The sequence below is a fragment of the Rhizobium sp. BT04 genome, assembly GCF_030053135.1.
GTDB classification, from domain to species: Bacteria; Pseudomonadota; Alphaproteobacteria; order Rhizobiales; family Rhizobiaceae; genus Rhizobium; species Rhizobium binxianense.
In genome coordinates this window covers 359,460-375,728 of the sequence record NZ_CP125653.1, presented here as the reverse complement: position 1 = coordinate 375,728, position 16,269 = coordinate 359,460, and the positions used below count along the sequence as shown (strand labels likewise).

Here is a 16,269-nt window from a genome sequence, read left to right as displayed (position 1 = left end):
TACTGAGGAGAATGTTATGAAAAAAGCAATTTGCAGCCTGCTGATCGCTACGGCCCTTGTTGGATCGGCCATTCAGCCTGCTGCCGCCCGCGACCACCATCATCATGATAACACCGGCCGAATCATCGCCGGCGGCGTTGCCGCAGGTGTTGTCGGCGGGCTCATTGGCGGCGCAATCGCCAATGGCGGCGGCCCTCGCTACGTCGAAGAGCCGCGTTATGTCGATGGCCCCCGCTATGTCGAACCGGCACCGAGATGCTGGTATGAGGACCGCGATGTCCGCAACCGCTATGATGGCGGCTATCATGCCGAAACCGTGCGGGTCTGCGAGTAGTCCCTCCGAACTATTGCAGCGGCGTTGATCTGATCTTTCGTCATCGCCGTTGATTTCGCCCTTGGCCGAGGTTGCATCCCGCAGCCTCGGTATTTTTTGTTCGACATCAGCCACATCCCGGCCAAGAGATCAGCTCCTCATTCGAGAAAAACCCCTCCCCACAAGGGGCAGAGGCTTGGATGCCGCCCCGCTGTTTTTTATCTCACCCTTACATCCGCAGAAAGGCTGACGTTTGCCCCAGTTGGCGCAGCGCGTTAGTCCCTCCCCTTGCGGGGAGGGGTCTTGCGTGGGGCGCGAACCGCCCGGTCATGCCGACGTACGGCACCGCCATCGCAAAAATTCGCACTCCCATACGCTTCCTGTCATCCTGATGTCAGAGACGCCCAATAGCTGAAGCCGATGAATGATGGTCCGGTGAACGGCGGCAAGCCGCCGAAGAAAGAACGCATGCGCTTCGTCAGCGCCGAGCAGGTCGCGCAATTGGCGGGCGTTTCGCGTTCTGCCGTGTCGCGCAGCTTCACGCCTGGTGCAAGCGTGGCGCCGGCAACGCGCGAAAAGGTGCTGCGGGCCGCTGAACAACTTGGCTATCACGTCAATGATCTCGCGCGCGGTGTGCTTGCCAATCAGAGCCGCCTCGTCGGCATCGTCGCGACGCGGCCGGAAGTGGGCTTTCGCGCGCATCTGGCCGCGGCGCTTGCCAAAAGCCTGATCCAACGCGGCAGCATTCCGATCCTGATCAACACCGGCCAGACGGAAGACGAACTGCTTGCCGCCCAGAAGATGCTGATCGGCCACCGCGCCGAGGCGATCATCATCCTGTCCGGCTCGCCGCCGGCAAGTTTCCTCGAACTGGCGCAGCGAAACGGCCAGCCGCTCGTCGTCATCGGCCGTTCGGAGCCCGATGCCGACCATGTGCGCGCCGGCAATTCCGAAGCCTCGCGCAAGGCGGCGGCGGCCTTTTACGAAAGTGGCCGGCGGCGGCTGGCGGTCATCGGCTCCAACACCGGAACGCCCTCTATCGCCGAGCGCGAAGGCGCTTTCCTTGCGACTGCCGAGACACTCGGCGCATCGGTCGTCGTCGCCCGCGGCGGCGATTCCGATTATGAGGGCGGCGTCACCGCCGGGCGCGCGCTGTTTTCGGAGAAGATAAAGCCCGACGCCGTCTTCTGCGCCAACGACCAGATCGCCTTCGGGCTGATGGATGTCGTGCGCCTGGAAGCGCGGCTGCGCATCCCCGAGGATGTCGCCGTCATCGGTTTCGACGACGTGCCGGAATCCGCCTGGCTGAGTTATCAGCTGACCAGCTTCCGGCAGGATCCGCAGACCATGGCGCAACGCGCCGTCGAACTGATGGAGCGGCGGCTGGAAAATCCGGGCTCGCCGCCAGCGCATGAGCGCGTCATTCCGGAACTCGTCATCCGCCGAAGCTTCGAACCCTGACCGCCTCCCCCGCTTTTCGCGGACGCCATCCTGTGGCAAGAAGACGCGTGGATCAAAGTGTTGCAGCGTCCTTTGCGCCTGAAATGACGCGCGCGCTGTCAGGGAGGAAGATCGCTTGAGATGAAGGGAATTCGCCAGCTTGCCAAACATCTCGACATTTCGATCGGGACCGTATCCCGTGCGCTGAACGGCAAGCCTGACGTCAACGACGAAACGCGCCGGCGCGTGCTCGCCGCCGCCGAAGAGCTCGGTTACGTCGCCAACCAGTCGGGCCGCAGCCTCCGCCAGGGCATGACCAACGTCATCGGGCTGATGCTCGAGGTCAGCCGCGAGACGGTCGAAAACAGCGACGACTTCTTCCTCGGCGTCACCGACGGGCTGCAGAGCGTCTTTTCCCGCCATAAGCTCGATCTGGTCATGCTGCCCTGCCCCGACGACGAAGATCCGCACGAATATCTGAAGCGCATGGTGGCGCGCCGCCTCGTCGATGCGCTGATCATCTCGGCGACCCGGCGCACCGACCGGCGCATCGAGCTTCTGGAAAAGGCCCGCATTCCCTTCGTGGCGCTCGGCCGCAGCGCGTCCGGCGGCAGCTACACCTGGATGGACCTCGATTTCGAAGGCGTGGCGGCGCGCGGTGTCGACCGGCTGGTGGCGAAAGGCCACCGGCGGATCGCGGTAGCGGCCCCCTCCTCCGACATCAACCTCGGCTACATCTTCATCGACAGTTACCGTGAGGCGCTGCAACGCCACGGCATTGCCTTCGATCCGGCGCTCGTCATCCGCGTCAAGTCGAGCGAACAGGGCGGCTATCAGGCCGGCCACGAACTGCTGATGATCGAAGAGCGGCCGACCGCGATCATCCTGATCCACGAGCTGATGGCGATCGGGCTTTACCGGCGGCTTGCCGAAGCCGGCATCGTGCCCGGCCGCGATCTCGCCGTCGTCGGTTTCCGTGAGGAGCCGCGCACCCATTTCCTGCAGCCGTCGCTGACCTCCTTCCGCATGTCGCTGCGCGATCTCGGCGCCCAGCTCGGCGAAACCCTGCTCGCCACCATGCCGGCCTATGCCGAGCACTATCCGCAGGGCGCCCGCAACCGGATCTGGCCGATGGAGCTCGTGCCAGGCGAAAGCGACGCCTTCACGCTGATGCCGTGAAGCTCCTCAGACCCGGCTCGGCGCCGCCGGAGGCTCCCGGCTCGACAGCTGCCGGGTGACGAAGAAGACCAGCAGGGCGCCGGCAGCAAGGCAGGCTGCGAGGAAAAACATCGGCGCGATCGTGCTGCCGCTCTCATCCTTGATCCAGGGCACGACGTTCTGGGCGACGAAGCCGCCGAGATTTCCGACCGAATTGATGGCGGCAAGACCAGCCGCCGCCCCTGCCCCCTTCAGGAAACGCGAGGGCAGGCTCCAGAACACCGGCTGCGGCGCGAAGATGCCGGCAGCGGCGACGCAGAGGAAGGCGAATTGCAGGGTGTGGTTCGGGATCAGCGCCGAGAGCAGCAGGCAGGCGGCGCCGATGACGGCCGGAATGACGATATAGGGCGTCTTCGATGGCGCCTTGTCGGCCATGGCGGGAACGACATAGAGCGCGATCGCGACCAGCACCCAGGGAATGATGTTGAGGAAACCGTTCACCGTGTTGCTGACGCCGAAGGCCTTGACGATGGTCGGCAGCCAATAGCTCAGCCCATAGGCAGAAAGCGGAAAGGCAATATAGCAGAGCGCCATCAGCAGCACGCGTGGGTCGATGAGTGCCCTGAAGCCGTTTCCGGCGTTTTCGCCCATGCCGGCATTTTCCGAGGCGAGCCTGCGTTCGAGCCAGGCCTTTTCCTCGCCTGTCAGAAAGCCAGCATTTTCCGGCCGGCCGGGAAGATAGAAGAAGGTGACGATGCCGGCGATAACAGCCGGAACACCCGTCGCCAGAAAGACCCATTCCCAGCCGGCAAAGCCGTAGAGACCGTCGAGATCGAGCAGCACGCCGCCGAGCGGCGCACCGACGGCATTGGCGATCGCGCTGAAGATCATGAACAGCCCGACCATCCGGCCGCGATAGACCGAGGGAAACCACAGCGTCAGCAGATAGAGCACGCCGGGAAAGAAGCCGGCTTCGCAGACACCGAGCAGGAAACGCAGGATATAGAACATCGTCGCGTTCTGCGTGAAGGCGAGTGCCACGGTGACGATGCCCCAGGAGACCAGAATGCGGGCGAACCAGACACGGGCGCCGAGCCTGTCGAGAAAGAGGTTGCTCGGCACCTCGAAAAGAAAATAGCCGATGAAGAACAGCGAAGCCCCGAGCCCATAGGCATATTCGCTCATTCCCAGCGCATCGACCATCTGCAGCTTGGCGAAGCTGACATTCTGCCGGTCGATATAGGCGATGAGATAGAGGATGCCGAGAAAAGGCATCAGCTTCCAGGTGATTTTCGAGATCAGCCGCTTCTCGTCGACCATGCGTATCCTCCGAAATGACCATGCTTCGTCATGGCGTAGATAGAGCGGTCAGATGATAATCAATTGCGCGTTGCATTTTCTCGAGCAGCCGCGGCCGAATCGTGTGGCCGCACCCGGAGAGCCGGGTGCGGCCGGTCTTCGATCATTCGGCGGCAGCAACAGCGGCGCGGCGGCCGATCGTTGCCTGGGTCAGCACGAAGGCTGCGAAGGCGCAAAGCGCAATGCCGGCGGCCATCGGAACGGCGGTGCCGTCGAAGAAGAGGCTCGATATGACCATGGCGACGGCGGCGATGACGAAATGCAGCGTGCCCATCAGCGACGAGGCGGTGCCGGCGATCTCGCCGTGATCCTCAAGGGCAAGCACCGCGCTCGTCGGGATGACGAGGCCGAGGAAGCCGTAGCCGATGAACAGGAAACTCGCCAGGACAGGCAGCTGATTGAAGCCAGAGGCCATCACCACCGCCATCACCACCATCGCCAGCGCATAAGCGCTGACGGCAATCCGCATGACGCGCACCAGGCCGAAACGCTCGCCGAGCCAGCCCGTCGCCTGCGATACCGCGAAGAAGGACACGGCATTGATCGAGAAGGCGAAACTATATTGCGTCGGCGTCAGCCCGTAATGCTGGATCAGCACGAAGGGCGAGTTGGCGAGATAGACGAGGAAGCTTGAAATGCCGAGGCCGCCGATGAAGGTCAGTGTCAGGAAATGGCGGTCGGTGAGCAGCAGGCGGTAGGCCGCCATGGCGCTCTTCAGACCGCTGCCGCTGCGCTCGTTGACCGAGCGGGTTTCCTCGAGCTGGGTGGCGAGCAGGACGAGACCGATGAAGGCGGCTATCGTCACCGCCCAGAACACGCCGCGCCAGCCGTAGAATTCGATGACGGCGCTGCCGGTCAGCGGTGCCAGGATCGGCGAGATCGAGAAGACCAGCATCAGCAGCGACATCAGGCGGGCGGCCTGCACGCCGGTGTGCATGTCGCGGACGATGGCGCGCGGAATGACCATGCCGGCGGCACCGCCGATGCCTTGGACGAAACGGAAGGCGATCAGCGTTTCGATATTGGTGGCGAGCGCACAGCCGATCGAGGCGACAGCGAAGAGGCCGATGCCGAGATAGAGCGGCAGCTTGCGGCCCCACATGTCAGACAGCGGACCGTAGACGAGCTGGGCGAGCGCAAAGGAGATGAAGAAGGCGAGAAGGGTGAGCTGGGTGACGTTGTTATCGGCATGCAGGTCCTGGCCGATGGAAGGCAGCGCTGGCAGATACATGTCGATGGCGAAAGGCCCGATGGCCGAGAGAAGGCCGAGAATGAGGGCAATGCGAAAGAAGGAAGCCGTCATAAGGGTGATCTTTCTTAAAAGCGCAACGGAAGCGCCGGATCGTCCGCTCCGCCGCATTGCTCTTGAAGGTTAATGACGATCGTTCGCGCGAAGACGAAGTTGGGAGCTCATATCTCCAGCGGCGGAACCAAGAGTGTCAACAAATTTGGACACGGATGTAAAATTAGACGCCATTGTCTAAAACGTCAAGACGTCTTATCTTCGCTCTCATGAAAGATCGCATGACACCGGCGGGAATGGCGGGGCATAGGCAGCGCGGACAATGCGCCAAGCGCCTGTCGATCCTCGATGCCGCAGCCGACGTCTTCTGCCGCCAGGGTTTTGCCGGCGCCAGCATCGACGAGATCGCCGCCGTTGCCTGTGTCTCCCGCCAGACGATCTACAATCACTACCGCGAAAAAGAGACGCTGTTCGTCGCCGTCGTTGAAGACGTCATGAACCGCGCCAACGCCATGCTCTTCTCCGTGTTGTCGAGCTTCCCCGAAAACGCCGACAATCTCGAGGACGACCTGACGGCCTTCGCCGTGCGCCTCAACAAGAACTGCATCTGCAACCACGACGGAAAATTCCTGCGCAAGCTGGTGCAGACCGAGGGCGAGCGCTATCCGCACCTTTTCGAGAGCTGGCGCCAGCAGGGGCCGGGTAAGCTGACCACCGCCCTTTCCGCGCTTCTCGCCCGGCTTGCCCACGGCCGAGCGCTCGTCATCGACGATTTCGACGTCGCCGCCCGCCAGTTCGTCGCACTCGGCAATGCCGACCTGCAGATGATGACGCTTTTCGGCGAAACACCCAGCGATGCGGAACTGGAGAAGGCGGCGCGCAATGCCGTGCGTACATTTCTCAAGGCCTATGGCAGGCCGGAGCCGGAGAAGGCCGGCCATCAGCCGCAATTCTCCGCCGTTTCCGGCTGATCAGGCCCTTCCGATCAGGTAAAAACCGTCATCTGTGCCGGCACGACCGCGAACATGCCGACTTGGCGCGCGGCAAGATATTTTACCAGCTGCTCCACAAGCGAAGGCATGACCGGCTTCTGGACCACGCCGATCGCGCCCTTGACGCCATCGGCGACCACCTCGGGATTGCCGGTCATGAAGACCACCGCAATACCATGTTCTTCCGCCAGCCGCCGGCCGATCTCCGGACCGGTCGGGCCGTCGGCGAGATTGACGTCGACGAAGGCGATATCGGCAAGCGGCGCCAGCCGCAGCGCCTCTTCGCGATCATTGGCGAGGCCCGCCACCTGCATGCCCATGGCTTCCACCGTCGCCCCGAGATCGAGCGCAATGAGGAATTCATCTTCGACGATCAATACTCTCTGTTTCATGAGATCATCTCGTTGCCAGCGCCGCACGACATTGGTGGCCATGATACGTCCCCTTGGTTACGCCCATACTTCGAAAGAGGGATCCGCTCCGGCAGACGATCCCACACGAAACTCACAGCCATAACGGGCAACTCGACCATATGTTCCGGGGTGGAACGCGATTTCTTATATTTAAGATATTGTTAACGTTGACAAATTCTTAAAGTGACGGAAGTGCAGCAAAAAAGAGGCGCCGGCTCGCGCTCAATTCTAGCGCGTACTCTTCTGGCTGATGGTGCGATAAGGCGGTATAACCCTCCCGTCCGCTCGAAGATTGGAATCCATATTGAGAAATAAATTTATCGTTTTGGCCGCCGTGATCATCGGCTTGTTCGCCTACACCAAATTGATGGCCAAGATCGGCTCAGGTTCGCCGCCTCCAGATGCGCCGCTCGCGCAACAGGCCGACCTCATTCGCGTTTATAAATCCGAACGCCGCATGGTCCTTCTCAAAGGGGATGTTCCCCTCTCGACCTATCGAATTTCGCTTGGGCAGGCAGCCGACGCAGGTCCCAAGCAGCGAGAAGGTGACAAGAAAACACCGGAAGGGCGTTATGAAATCGATTGGCGAAATCCCAAATCCATGGCCCATCTCAGCCTGCACATTTCCTATCCGAACCCAAATGATCAGCGCAACGCCGAATTCCATGGCTTTCCGCCCGGCGGTGCTATCATGATCCACGGCCTTCCCAATGGCTGGGGCCTGTTCGGAAACGCCCATCGGCTGTGGGATTGGACGGATGGCTGCATTGCCGTCACCAACACCGAGATGCGCGATATCTGGGCCCGTGTTCCCGACCACACCCCCATAGACATCTTGCCCTGACCGATTGCTCTGTCGGCTTCCTAGCCCTTGGCCTTCCTGACGAGAACCGGCTGGCTGCGGTAGTCGGCGGGAAACAGCGACTTCAGGTTCTCGATCTTCGGCAGGTCGTTGTAGACGATGTAGGGATAGGTCGGATTGAGCGTCAGGAAATCCTGATGATAGGCTTCGGCGGGATAGAAGCCGGTGGTTTCAGACACCTTGGTAACGATCGGCTGGGCGAAGACATGCGCCTTGTCGAGCTGGTCGATATAGCGCTCGGCCACCTTGCGCTGCTCGGGATCGGCGACGAACAGCACTGAGCGGTATTGCGTTCCCCGGTCCGGCCCCTGGAAATTCAGCTGCGTCGGGTTATGCGCCACCGAGAAGAAGATCTGCAGCAACCTGCCGTAGCTCACCTCTCTCGGATCGAATTTCACCGCGACGGATTCGGCATGACCGGTCGCGCCGGTGCTGACGGTTTCGTATTGCGCCGTTTTGGCTTCACCGCCGGCATAACCGGAGACGGCGCTCTTGACGCCCTTGACGTGCTGGAAGACGCCCTGGACGCCCCAGAAACAGCCGCCGGCGAAAATGGCGGTCTCGGTCCCTGCCCCCGCGGTCTCGTCGACAGCGGGCGGCGGGATGACGACGGCATCTTCGGCGGCGCCCGCAGCACTCGCACCGATTGAAAGAACAGTCGCGGCAAGAAGCGCAGCAAGGCTCCTGCGGCGGGATGACGTGGACATGGCGCGACCTCCTGCGATCGCCCAAATCCTCGCTCATGTCAGTGAAAGCCGCAAATCACAAGACGATCACTCACGCCGATGTGACAGCCGGACGAAAGCGCCTGTGCGAAGTTGAAACAGCGCACGAGTCGAGTTGACAATCTTGCGTGGAGTGAGGAGAGTGCCCGCCTGTCAGAGCCTGCATTTCCGGGGGGAACCTATGTCCGTGCGCTCGTTCTTTGCTTTCGCGACAGTCGCATTTCTTTCCACGATCGCCGTCAGCTTTCCCGCCGCTGCTGCGGAGACCAAGCGCGACATCCAGACGATCAAGGACGCCGATTTCTTCGGCTTCGATCTTCGCACCGAGCAGAACGTCTCGCTCGAGCAGTGCAAGACTTCGTGCATCGGCGACAAGAGCTGCAAGGCCTTCACCTACAATCCCAAGGTGAAATGGTGTTTCCTGAAGTCCGACTTCAAGACGATGAACGCTTTCCCCGGCGCGATCGCCGGCAAGATCGTCGAGACATCCGGCAAGCAGGAGCCGGATCTCGGCGCTGCACCGCGCCTGACTTTCCTGACGAACGACCTTATCCAGCAGGCCCATGACTTCAAGGACAATCTGGCGCTTGCCGACGACCAGCAGGGGCAGGGCGTCGACAGCCTGACGGCCAATGCCCGCCTCGACATGACCGCCAACAACCTGACCGACGCGCTGATAGCCTTCCACGGCGCGCTGTCGATCACGCCCGACGACGCCGATCTCTGGCTCGAAACCGCGCGTGCCGCCATTTCGTTCGGCAGCACGGAAAGCAGCGTCACCGGCCAGGCCGTAGTCGACGCGCTGAACGGCTATGAGCTGACCCGCACCAAGGCCAAGCGCGCCGAAGCGCTCGCCGTCCTCGCCACCGCTCTGGAGCGAAACGCCAATTACCGTCCTGCCCTCGACGCCTATAAGGCGAGCCTGGCGCTGGTTGCCGCCGAGGACGTGCAGGCGGCCTACCTGCAGCTGAAATCGACGCAGGGCTTCCGCATCACCGAACACACGGTCGACGCCGACAGCGCCACGCCGCGCGCCTGCGTCACCTTCTCCGAGGCGCTGATCAAGACCACCGACTACACGCCCTTCGTGACGCTGAACGGCGCGGCCCCCAAGGCGCTGGAAACCAAGGACAAGCAGATCTGCGTCGAGGGGCTGACGCATGGCGAGACCTACAAGATCGCTTTCCGCACCGGCCTGCCGTCCTCCGTCGACGAGGCGCTCGAAGCACCCGTCAGCATCGACGTCTATATCAAGGACCGCAGCCAGATGGTGCGTTTCACCGGCGACAGCTTCGTGCTGCCGTCGACGGCGCGCCGCGGCATCCCGCTCGTCTCGGTCAACCTGAGCTCGGCCAATCTCAAACTCTACCGCGTCGGCGATCGCGCCATTGCGCCGCTCTTGACCAATTCGCAATTCTTGACCCAGCTCGACGGCTACAGCGCCCAGACCATTCAGGATCAGAACGGCGAACTCGTCTGGCAGGGCTCTATCGACATCGCCAACGAGCTCAACAAGGACATCGTCACCAGCTTTCCGGTTGACGAGGCGCTGCCCGAGCGCAAGCCCGGCATCTACGTGCTGACGGCAACAGGCCCGAACGGTCCGGCGCAGGAGTGGGATTCGCAGGCGACGCAATGGTTCCTGGTCTCCGATATCGGCGTCACCACCTATGCCGGCACCGACGGGCTCAACGTCTTCACCCGTTCTCTCGCCTCGGCCAAGCCGATCGCAGGCGTCGAACTGCAGCTGCTCGCCAAGAACAATGAAGTGCTCGGCACCGCGACGACCGACGAAAACGGCCGCGCCACCTTCACCGCCGGCCTGATCCGCGGCACAGCGGCGCTGACGCCTGCCGTCATCGCCGCCAGAAACGGCACCTCGGACTACGTCTTCCTCGACATGACGCGGGCCGGCTTCGATCTCTCCGACCGCGGCGTCACCGGCCGCGCCGCACCCGGCGCAATCGACGTCCTGACCTTCACCGAACGCGGCATCTACCGCGCCGGCGAAACGGTGCATGCGCAGGCGCTCGCCCGCGATACCGACGGCACCGCCATCGAGAACCTGCCGCTCACCTTCATCTTCAGCCGCCCCGACGGCGTCGAAGACCGGCGGATCGTCAGCCAGACCAGCAATCTCGGCGGTTACACGGTCGATTTCCCGACCCAGGAAAATGCCATGCGTGGCACCTGGACGATGAACATCTATACCGACCCCAAGGGCAGCGCTATCGCCAGCAAGAGTTTCCTCGTCGACGATTTCGTGCCCGATCGCACCGACATGGAGATCAAGACCGAAGCCAAGGAAATCGGCTCGGATACGCCGGCGCTGATCACCATCTCGGGCAAATATCTCTATGGCGCGCCGGCCGCCGGCCTAACGCTCGAAGGCAACGTCGTCGTCAAGCCGACGCGCGAGAGCGCCGCCTATAAGGGCTTCGTCTTCGGGCTTGCCGACGAGGAGGCGAGCGAGGATTCGCGCCTGCCGATCGACGGCCTGCCGGTACTGGACGAGAACGGCGAAGCCTCGACCGACCTCACCGTCGGCGAGCTGCCGGCAACGACGCAGCTGCTCAACGCCACCGTCTATATCAGCATGCAGGAAGCGGGCGGGCGCGCCATCGAGCGCTCGCTGGTGCTGCCGGTGAAGACCGAGCGGGCTTCGATCGGCATCAAGCCGGAATTTTCCGACGACCTGCCGGAGAACGCGATCGCCAACTTCACGGTGATCGGTGTCAATGCCGGCGGACAGAAGCAGGAGACCAAGGGCCTGCGCTGGAAATTCTATAGTCTCAACCGCGAATACCAATGGTATCGCGAGGGAACGGCCTGGAAATACGAGCCGGTCTACACCGCCGAGCAGGTTGCCAACGGCAGCGTCGATGCGACGATGGACGGCGGCAAGATAGCCGTGCCGGTGAAATGGGGCCGCTATCGCCTCGAAGTGGAAAGCCCGGATGCCGACGGTCCGACCTCCAGCGTCGAATTCGACGCCGGCTGGTTCGTGAGCTCGACCTCGACCGAAACACCGGACGGGCTGGAAATCGCCCTCGACAAGGACAGCTACAAGATCGGCGACACCGCCAAGCTGAAAGTCACCTCGCGCTACGGCGGTGAGCTGATGGTGACGGCCGGCACCGAAAAGCTGGTCGCCGTGCAGAACGCTGCGATCGGCGAGACCGGCGGCGAGGTCGATATCCCCGTGACCGCGGACTGGGGTGCGGGCGCTTATGTCACCGCCACGCTCTTCCGGCCTGGCGACGCCCAGGACAGCCACATGCCGATGCGCTCGATCGGCATCAAATGGCTGAAGGTCGATCCCGAACAGCGGGCGCTGCAGGTCAAGCTCGACACGCCGGAAAAGATGCTGCCGCGCGGGCCGCTCGATATCGGCCTGCAGGTGGCCGGCGCCGGTGCCAATGAAGATGCCTATGTCACGGTTGCCGCCGTCGATGTCGGTATCCTCAACCTCACGCGCTACGAACCGCCGAACCCGGAGGACTGGTATTTCGGCCAGCGCCAGCTCGGCCTTGAAATCCGCGACCTCTACGGCCGGCTGATCGACGGCTCGTTGGGTGCGACCGGCAAGCTCCGGACCGGCGGCGACGGCGGTGCCGTGGCGCTGCAGGCAAGCCCGCCGACGCAGAAGCTGGTCGCCTTCTTCTCCGGCCCGGTAAAGCTCGACGCCGAAGGCAAGGCCCATGTCTCCTTCGACATTCCGCAATTCAACGGCACGGCGCGTGTCATGGCGGTCGCCTGGACGAAGACGGGTGTCGGCCACGCCGTCAAGGACGTCATTATCCGCGATCCCGTCGTCGTGACCGCGAGCCTGCCGAAGTTCCTTGCCCCCGGCGACAAAGCCAATCTGCGCCTCGACATTGCCAATACCGATGCGCCGGCCGGCGATTACAAGCTGCAGCTGACCGGCAGCGACGCGGTCGGCATCGAAGAAGCCTCCGCCGCGCAGACGATCCGTCTCGAAGCCGGGGCGAAATCCGAGCTGACGCTGTCGCTCATCGGCAAACAGCCGGGCGCCGGCAGCGTCTCGATCAACCTCTCCGACGCCTCCGGCCTCTCGCTTGACCAGACGGTCGACGTGCCGGTGCGCCCGGCCTCCCTGCCGATCACCGAACGGCGGGTGCTGGCGCTGAAGCCCGGGGCAAAACTCACCGTCGACAAGAACCTGCTCGCCGACAGCGTGCTGCCCGGCGCCTCGATCAGCGTCAACGTCACCCGTTCGGCCGCCTTCGACATTCCGGCCTTGCTGATGACGCTCGACCGCTATCCCCTCGGCTGCGCCGAGCAGACCACCAGCCGGGCGCTGCCGCTGCTCTACCTCGCCGAAGTGGCGAAGCAGGCCGGCATCGCAAATGACGACGACGTGCACAGCCGCGTGCAGGATGCGATCTACCGCGTGCTCTCCTATCAGGCCTCGGCCGGCAGCTTCGGCCTCTGGGGACCGGATTCGGGCGACGTCTGGCTCGATTCCTACGTCACCGATTTCCTGACGCGGGCCCGCGAAATGAAATACGACGTGCCGGAAAGGGCTTTCGTCCAGGCACTGGAAAACCTGCAGAACACGCTGTCCTACACCACCGACATCAAGGGCCAGGGCGACCAGATCGCCTATGCGATCTACGTGCTTGCCCGCAACAAGAAGGCGGCGATCAGCGATCTGCGCTACTATGCCGATACGATGATCAACGACTTCCCGACGCCGCTCGCCAAGGCGCATATCGCCGCCGCATTGGCGCTCTACGGCGATGGCCAGCGTTCGAAGAACATCTTCCTCGACGCCCTGCAGATGTCGCAGCAATCGATGGTCTCGCGCGTGAACCTGTCGCGCACCGATTACGGCACGATCCTGCGCGATGGCGCGGCGATCCTGGCGCTTGCCGCCGAAAGCCGGCCGGTGCCGCCCGTCATCCCTGACCTCGCCAAGGCCGTCGCCAAGGAATGGGGCCGCAGCAAATACAAGAGCACCCAGGAAGAAACCTGGATGCTGCTTGCCGCGCGCGCCATCCAGGGCGGTGACGACAGCTTGAAGGTCGATGTCAACGGTGCCGCACACACCGGCGCCTATATGGCCCGCATGACCGGCGAGGCGCTCGCCGACCATCCGCTGACGCTGACCAACCAGACGGGTGAGGCGGTGTCGGCCGTTGTCACCACCGTGGCCGCCCCCACCGCGCCGTTGCCGGCCGGCGGCGACGGCTTCCTCATCGAGCGCAGCTATTACACGCTCGACGGCGAGGAGGCGAATGTCAGCGAAGCGAAACAGAACGAGCGCTACGTGGTCGTCATCCATGTGCGCGAAACCAACGACTGGCCGTCGCGCATCGTCATCACCGACCTGCTGCCGGCCGGTTTCGAGATCGACAATCCGAATCTCGTCGACAGCGCCCAGATGACGAATTTCGATTGGATCGGCGAGATCTCGGCTGCCCATACCGAATTCCGCTTCGACCGCTTCGTCGCCGCCTTCAACCGCGCTCAGGGCGATGAACGCGAATTCAACGTCGCCTATGTCGTGCGCGCCGTCACCCCCGGCACCTATGACCATCCGGCCGCCAGCGTCGAGGACATGTATCGTCCCGAGCTTTCGGCCCGCACGGCGACAGGCAAGATGGAGGTCGTGGCAGCGCAATAATGAAGCGGTGGCACAAGTTTGCGATCGGATCCGCGGCCGGCATCGTTCTTGCCGGCGCGGCCCTTTTCGCGCTCGGTGCTGCCGACAAGGCCTATCCGCCGCCACTCGACGAGGCGAATGCCGTCTCCGCCGAGGTGCTGGATGCCGATGGGCAATTGCTGCGCGCCTTCGCGACCTCGGAAGGCCGCTGGCGGCTGAAGACGGCGGTCGCCGACGTCGACCCGCAATTCCTGCGCATGCTGATCGCCTATGAGGACCAGCGTTTTTATGATCACGACGGCGTCGACGTCTGGGCGCTCGGGCGGGCCGCCACGCAATTGGTCAGCAATGGCCGCATCGTTTCCGGCGCCTCGACGCTGTCGATGCAGGTGGCGCGGCTGATCGAACCGCGCGAAGGACGCTCGCTTTCGGCAAAGCTCCTGCAATTGGTGCGCGCCGTGCAGATCGAGCGGCGGCTGTCGAAAGAACAGATCCTCAATCTCTACCTCACCCATGCGCCCTATGGCGGTAATCTGGAAGGCGTGCGCGCCGCAAGCCTTGCTTATTTCGGCAAGGAGCCGCGGCGCCTGACGGTCGCCGAAGCGGCCCTGCTCGTCGCCCTGCCGCAACTGCCGGAACGGCGCCGGCCGGACCGCAATCTCAAGGCAGCCGAGGCAGCACGCCAGCGCGTGCTTGACCGCGTGGCGGTGACCGAAGCCGTCGGCGACGGCGAAGCGGAGCGGGCCGAAGGTGTGGCGGTCCCGCCGCGGCGCATGCAATTGCCGGCGCTGGCCGCCCATGTCGCGGAAGCCGCACGGCGCAAGGAGCCTGATGTCCTCAAGCACCAGACGACTTTGAAGAAACAGGTGCAGCAGGGGCTGGAATCGGTCGCGCGGGCAGCGGCGATGAAGCTCGGGCCGAAGCTTTCGCTCGCCATGGTGATGGCGGATGCGCAGACCGGCGCGATCGTCGGCGAGGTCGGCTCGGCCGATTATTTCGACGCCAGCCGCTCCGGCTGGATCGACATGACGCGCGTCAACCGCTCGCCGGGCTCGACGCTGAAGCCCTTCATCTACGGGCTCGCCTTCGAGCAGGGCCTCGTCTCCCAGGAGACGATCATCGAGGACCGGCCGGCCGATTTTTTCGGCTACCGGCCGCGCAATTTCGATATGAGCTATCAGGGCGACGTCACCGTGCGCGAGGCGCTGCAGCTTTCGCTGAACGTGCCGGCCGTCAAGCTGCTCGATGCCGTCGGGCCGTCGCGGCTGATGGTCCGCTTTCGCCGCGCCGAGGTGCGCCCGGTGCTGCCGCCGAACGAGACGCCGGGACTGGCGATCGGTCTCGGCGGCATTGGCATGACGCTGAAGGATCTGGTGCAGCTCTATACGGCGCTCGCCAATCGCGGCCAGCCGTCAAGGCTCGGCGACGGCATCACCGGCACACCGGGCAAGCTGGACGGCGAACCGCTGCTGGAGCCGGTCGCGGTCTGGAACATCGCCGATATTCTGTCCGGCGTCATTCCGCCTGCCGGCGCGCCGCAGCGCGGCATCGCCTACAAGACCGGCACGAGCTACGGCTATCGCGACGCCTGGTCGGTCGGCTATGACGGTCGTTATGTGCTCGGCGTCTGGGTCGGACGGCCCGACAATAGCGCCGTGCCGGGTTTGACCGGCTACGGCACCGCCGCCCCCATCCTGTTCGAAGGTTTCGCCAAGTCCGGCATATCGACGACGCCGCTGCCCCGCCCGCCCGCCGGCGCCGTGCGCATCGCCCAATCCGAACTGCCGATCAGCCAGCGGCGTTTCGCCCTCAACGCCAGCGGCCTGCTCGTCGCCTCCGGCCGCGAGCCGGCGCCTCAGATCGTCTATCCGCCCGAGGGCGCCCATATCGATCTCGGTGCCGGAGCAGGCGACCTGTCACCGCTAATGCTGAAGCTGCAAGGCGGCCGCGCCCCCTTCCGCTGGCTTGCCAACGGCAAGCCGCTGCCCGACCTCTCCCGCCGGCGCACCCAGCAATGGCTGCCCGATGGCGGCGGCTATTCGAAACTGACCGTTATCGACTCGGCCGGCCGCGCCGCAAGTGTGGGCGTCTTCATCGACTGAGGGAACAAAACCCGGCTGCAACCGTTCGGAATA

11 protein-coding genes are annotated in these 16,269 nt (G+C 63.7%); 7 read left to right on the top strand and 4 right to left on the bottom strand.

What is annotated here, in order from left to right; genetic code table 11:
* Positions 1-16: 16 nt before the first annotated feature.
* The 3 genes from QMO82_RS32935 to QMO82_RS32925 all read left to right on the top strand — a co-directional run bounded on the left by QMO82_RS32935 (position 17) and on the right by QMO82_RS32925 (position 2,932).
* Positions 17-334 (top strand): hypothetical protein, encoded by a 318-nt coding sequence (locus QMO82_RS32935; protein ID WP_183608855.1) that lies wholly within the window; start codon positions 17-19, stop codon positions 332-334.
* Between the two features lie 399 nt (positions 335-733).
* The gene (locus tag QMO82_RS32930; RefSeq protein ID WP_183608854.1) at positions 734-1,774 is read left to right on the top strand and encodes a LacI family DNA-binding transcriptional regulator; all 1,041 of its coding nucleotides are present in this window, start codon (positions 734-736) and stop codon (positions 1,772-1,774) included.
* A gap of 120 nt (positions 1,775-1,894) precedes the next feature.
* Positions 1,895-2,932: a LacI family DNA-binding transcriptional regulator gene (locus QMO82_RS32925; protein WP_183608853.1), complete on the top strand. Its 1,038-nt coding sequence runs from the start codon at positions 1,895-1,897 to the stop codon at positions 2,930-2,932.
* A gap of 6 nt (positions 2,933-2,938) precedes the next feature.
* Here the strand turns inward: QMO82_RS32925 and QMO82_RS32920 are convergent, their stop codons facing one another.
* Together QMO82_RS32920 and QMO82_RS32915 are read right to left on the bottom strand one after the other, a co-directional pair.
* Complete coding sequence (locus tag QMO82_RS32920; RefSeq protein ID WP_183608852.1) at positions 2,939-4,231, bottom strand: MFS transporter; 1,293 nt, start codon at positions 4,229-4,231, stop codon at positions 2,939-2,941.
* Positions 4,232-4,373: 142 nt separating this feature from the next.
* Positions 4,374-5,573, bottom strand: a complete 1,200-nt coding sequence (locus tag QMO82_RS32915; RefSeq protein WP_183608851.1) for a multidrug effflux MFS transporter — start codon at positions 5,571-5,573, stop codon at positions 4,374-4,376.
* Between the two features lie 173 nt (positions 5,574-5,746).
* Here QMO82_RS32915 and QMO82_RS32910 point away from each other — a divergent pair, with 173 nt between their 5' ends.
* Complete coding sequence (locus QMO82_RS32910) at positions 5,747-6,484, top strand: TetR/AcrR family transcriptional regulator (RefSeq protein ID WP_183608850.1); 738 nt, start codon at positions 5,747-5,749, stop codon at positions 6,482-6,484.
* A 14-nt stretch (positions 6,485-6,498) separates the two neighbouring features.
* Here the strand turns inward: QMO82_RS32910 and QMO82_RS32905 are convergent, their stop codons facing one another.
* On the bottom strand, positions 6,499-6,939 hold the full coding sequence (locus tag QMO82_RS32905) for a response regulator (protein ID WP_183608849.1): 441 nt from the start codon (positions 6,937-6,939) through the stop codon (positions 6,499-6,501).
* 283 nt (positions 6,940-7,222) lie between these two features.
* Here QMO82_RS32905 and QMO82_RS32900 point away from each other — a divergent pair, with 283 nt between their 5' ends.
* Entirely contained in the window at positions 7,223-7,762 is a 540-nt protein-coding gene (locus tag QMO82_RS32900) for a murein L,D-transpeptidase family protein (protein ID WP_183608848.1), read from the top strand.
* A 20-nt stretch (positions 7,763-7,782) separates the two neighbouring features.
* On the opposite strand, the gene msrA is transcribed toward QMO82_RS32900, so the two are convergent.
* A complete protein-coding gene (gene msrA, locus QMO82_RS32895; RefSeq protein ID WP_183608847.1) occupies positions 7,783-8,487 on the bottom strand; it encodes a peptide-methionine (S)-S-oxide reductase MsrA in 705 nt (234 codons plus the stop codon).
* Between the two features lie 199 nt (positions 8,488-8,686).
* Here msrA and QMO82_RS32890 point away from each other — a divergent pair, with 199 nt between their 5' ends.
* Together QMO82_RS32890 and pbpC are read left to right on the top strand one after the other, a co-directional pair.
* Positions 8,687-14,155 carry an alpha-2-macroglobulin family protein gene (locus QMO82_RS32890; RefSeq protein WP_183608846.1) on the top strand — a complete coding sequence of 1,823 codons (5,469 nt, stop codon included), beginning with the start codon at positions 8,687-8,689 and terminating at the stop codon, positions 14,153-14,155.
* Positions 14,155-16,236 carry a penicillin-binding protein 1C gene (gene pbpC, locus QMO82_RS32885; protein WP_183608845.1) on the top strand — a complete coding sequence of 694 codons (2,082 nt, stop codon included), beginning with the start codon at positions 14,155-14,157 and terminating at the stop codon, positions 16,234-16,236. Before QMO82_RS32890 ends, pbpC begins: the two co-directional genes overlap by 1 nt.
* The last annotated feature ends 33 nt before the right edge of the window (positions 16,237-16,269 follow it).

Excerpts from the sequence above, each read along its gene's own strand:
- msrA (WP_183608847.1), bottom strand. The coding sequence starts at position 8,487 with ATGTCCACGTCATCCCGCCGCAGGAGCCTTGCTGCGCTTCTTGCCGCG.
- QMO82_RS32920 (WP_183608852.1), bottom strand. The coding sequence starts at position 4,231 with ATGGTCGACGAGAAGCGGCTGATCTCGAAAATCACCTGGAAGCTGATG.
- QMO82_RS32905 (WP_183608849.1), bottom strand. The coding sequence starts at position 6,939 with ATGGCCACCAATGTCGTGCGGCGCTGGCAACGAGATGATCTCATGAAA.
- QMO82_RS32935 (WP_183608855.1), top strand. The coding sequence starts at position 17 with ATGAAAAAAGCAATTTGCAGCCTGCTGATCGCTACGGCCCTTGTTGGA.
- QMO82_RS32890 (WP_183608846.1), top strand. The coding sequence starts at position 8,687 with ATGTCCGTGCGCTCGTTCTTTGCTTTCGCGACAGTCGCATTTCTTTCC.
- QMO82_RS32930 (WP_183608854.1), top strand. The coding sequence starts at position 734 with ATGAATGATGGTCCGGTGAACGGCGGCAAGCCGCCGAAGAAAGAACGC.
- QMO82_RS32925 (WP_183608853.1), top strand. The coding sequence starts at position 1,895 with ATGAAGGGAATTCGCCAGCTTGCCAAACATCTCGACATTTCGATCGGG.
- pbpC (WP_183608845.1), top strand. The coding sequence starts at position 14,155 with ATGAAGCGGTGGCACAAGTTTGCGATCGGATCCGCGGCCGGCATCGTT.
- QMO82_RS32915 (WP_183608851.1), bottom strand. The coding sequence starts at position 5,573 with ATGACGGCTTCCTTCTTTCGCATTGCCCTCATTCTCGGCCTTCTCTCG.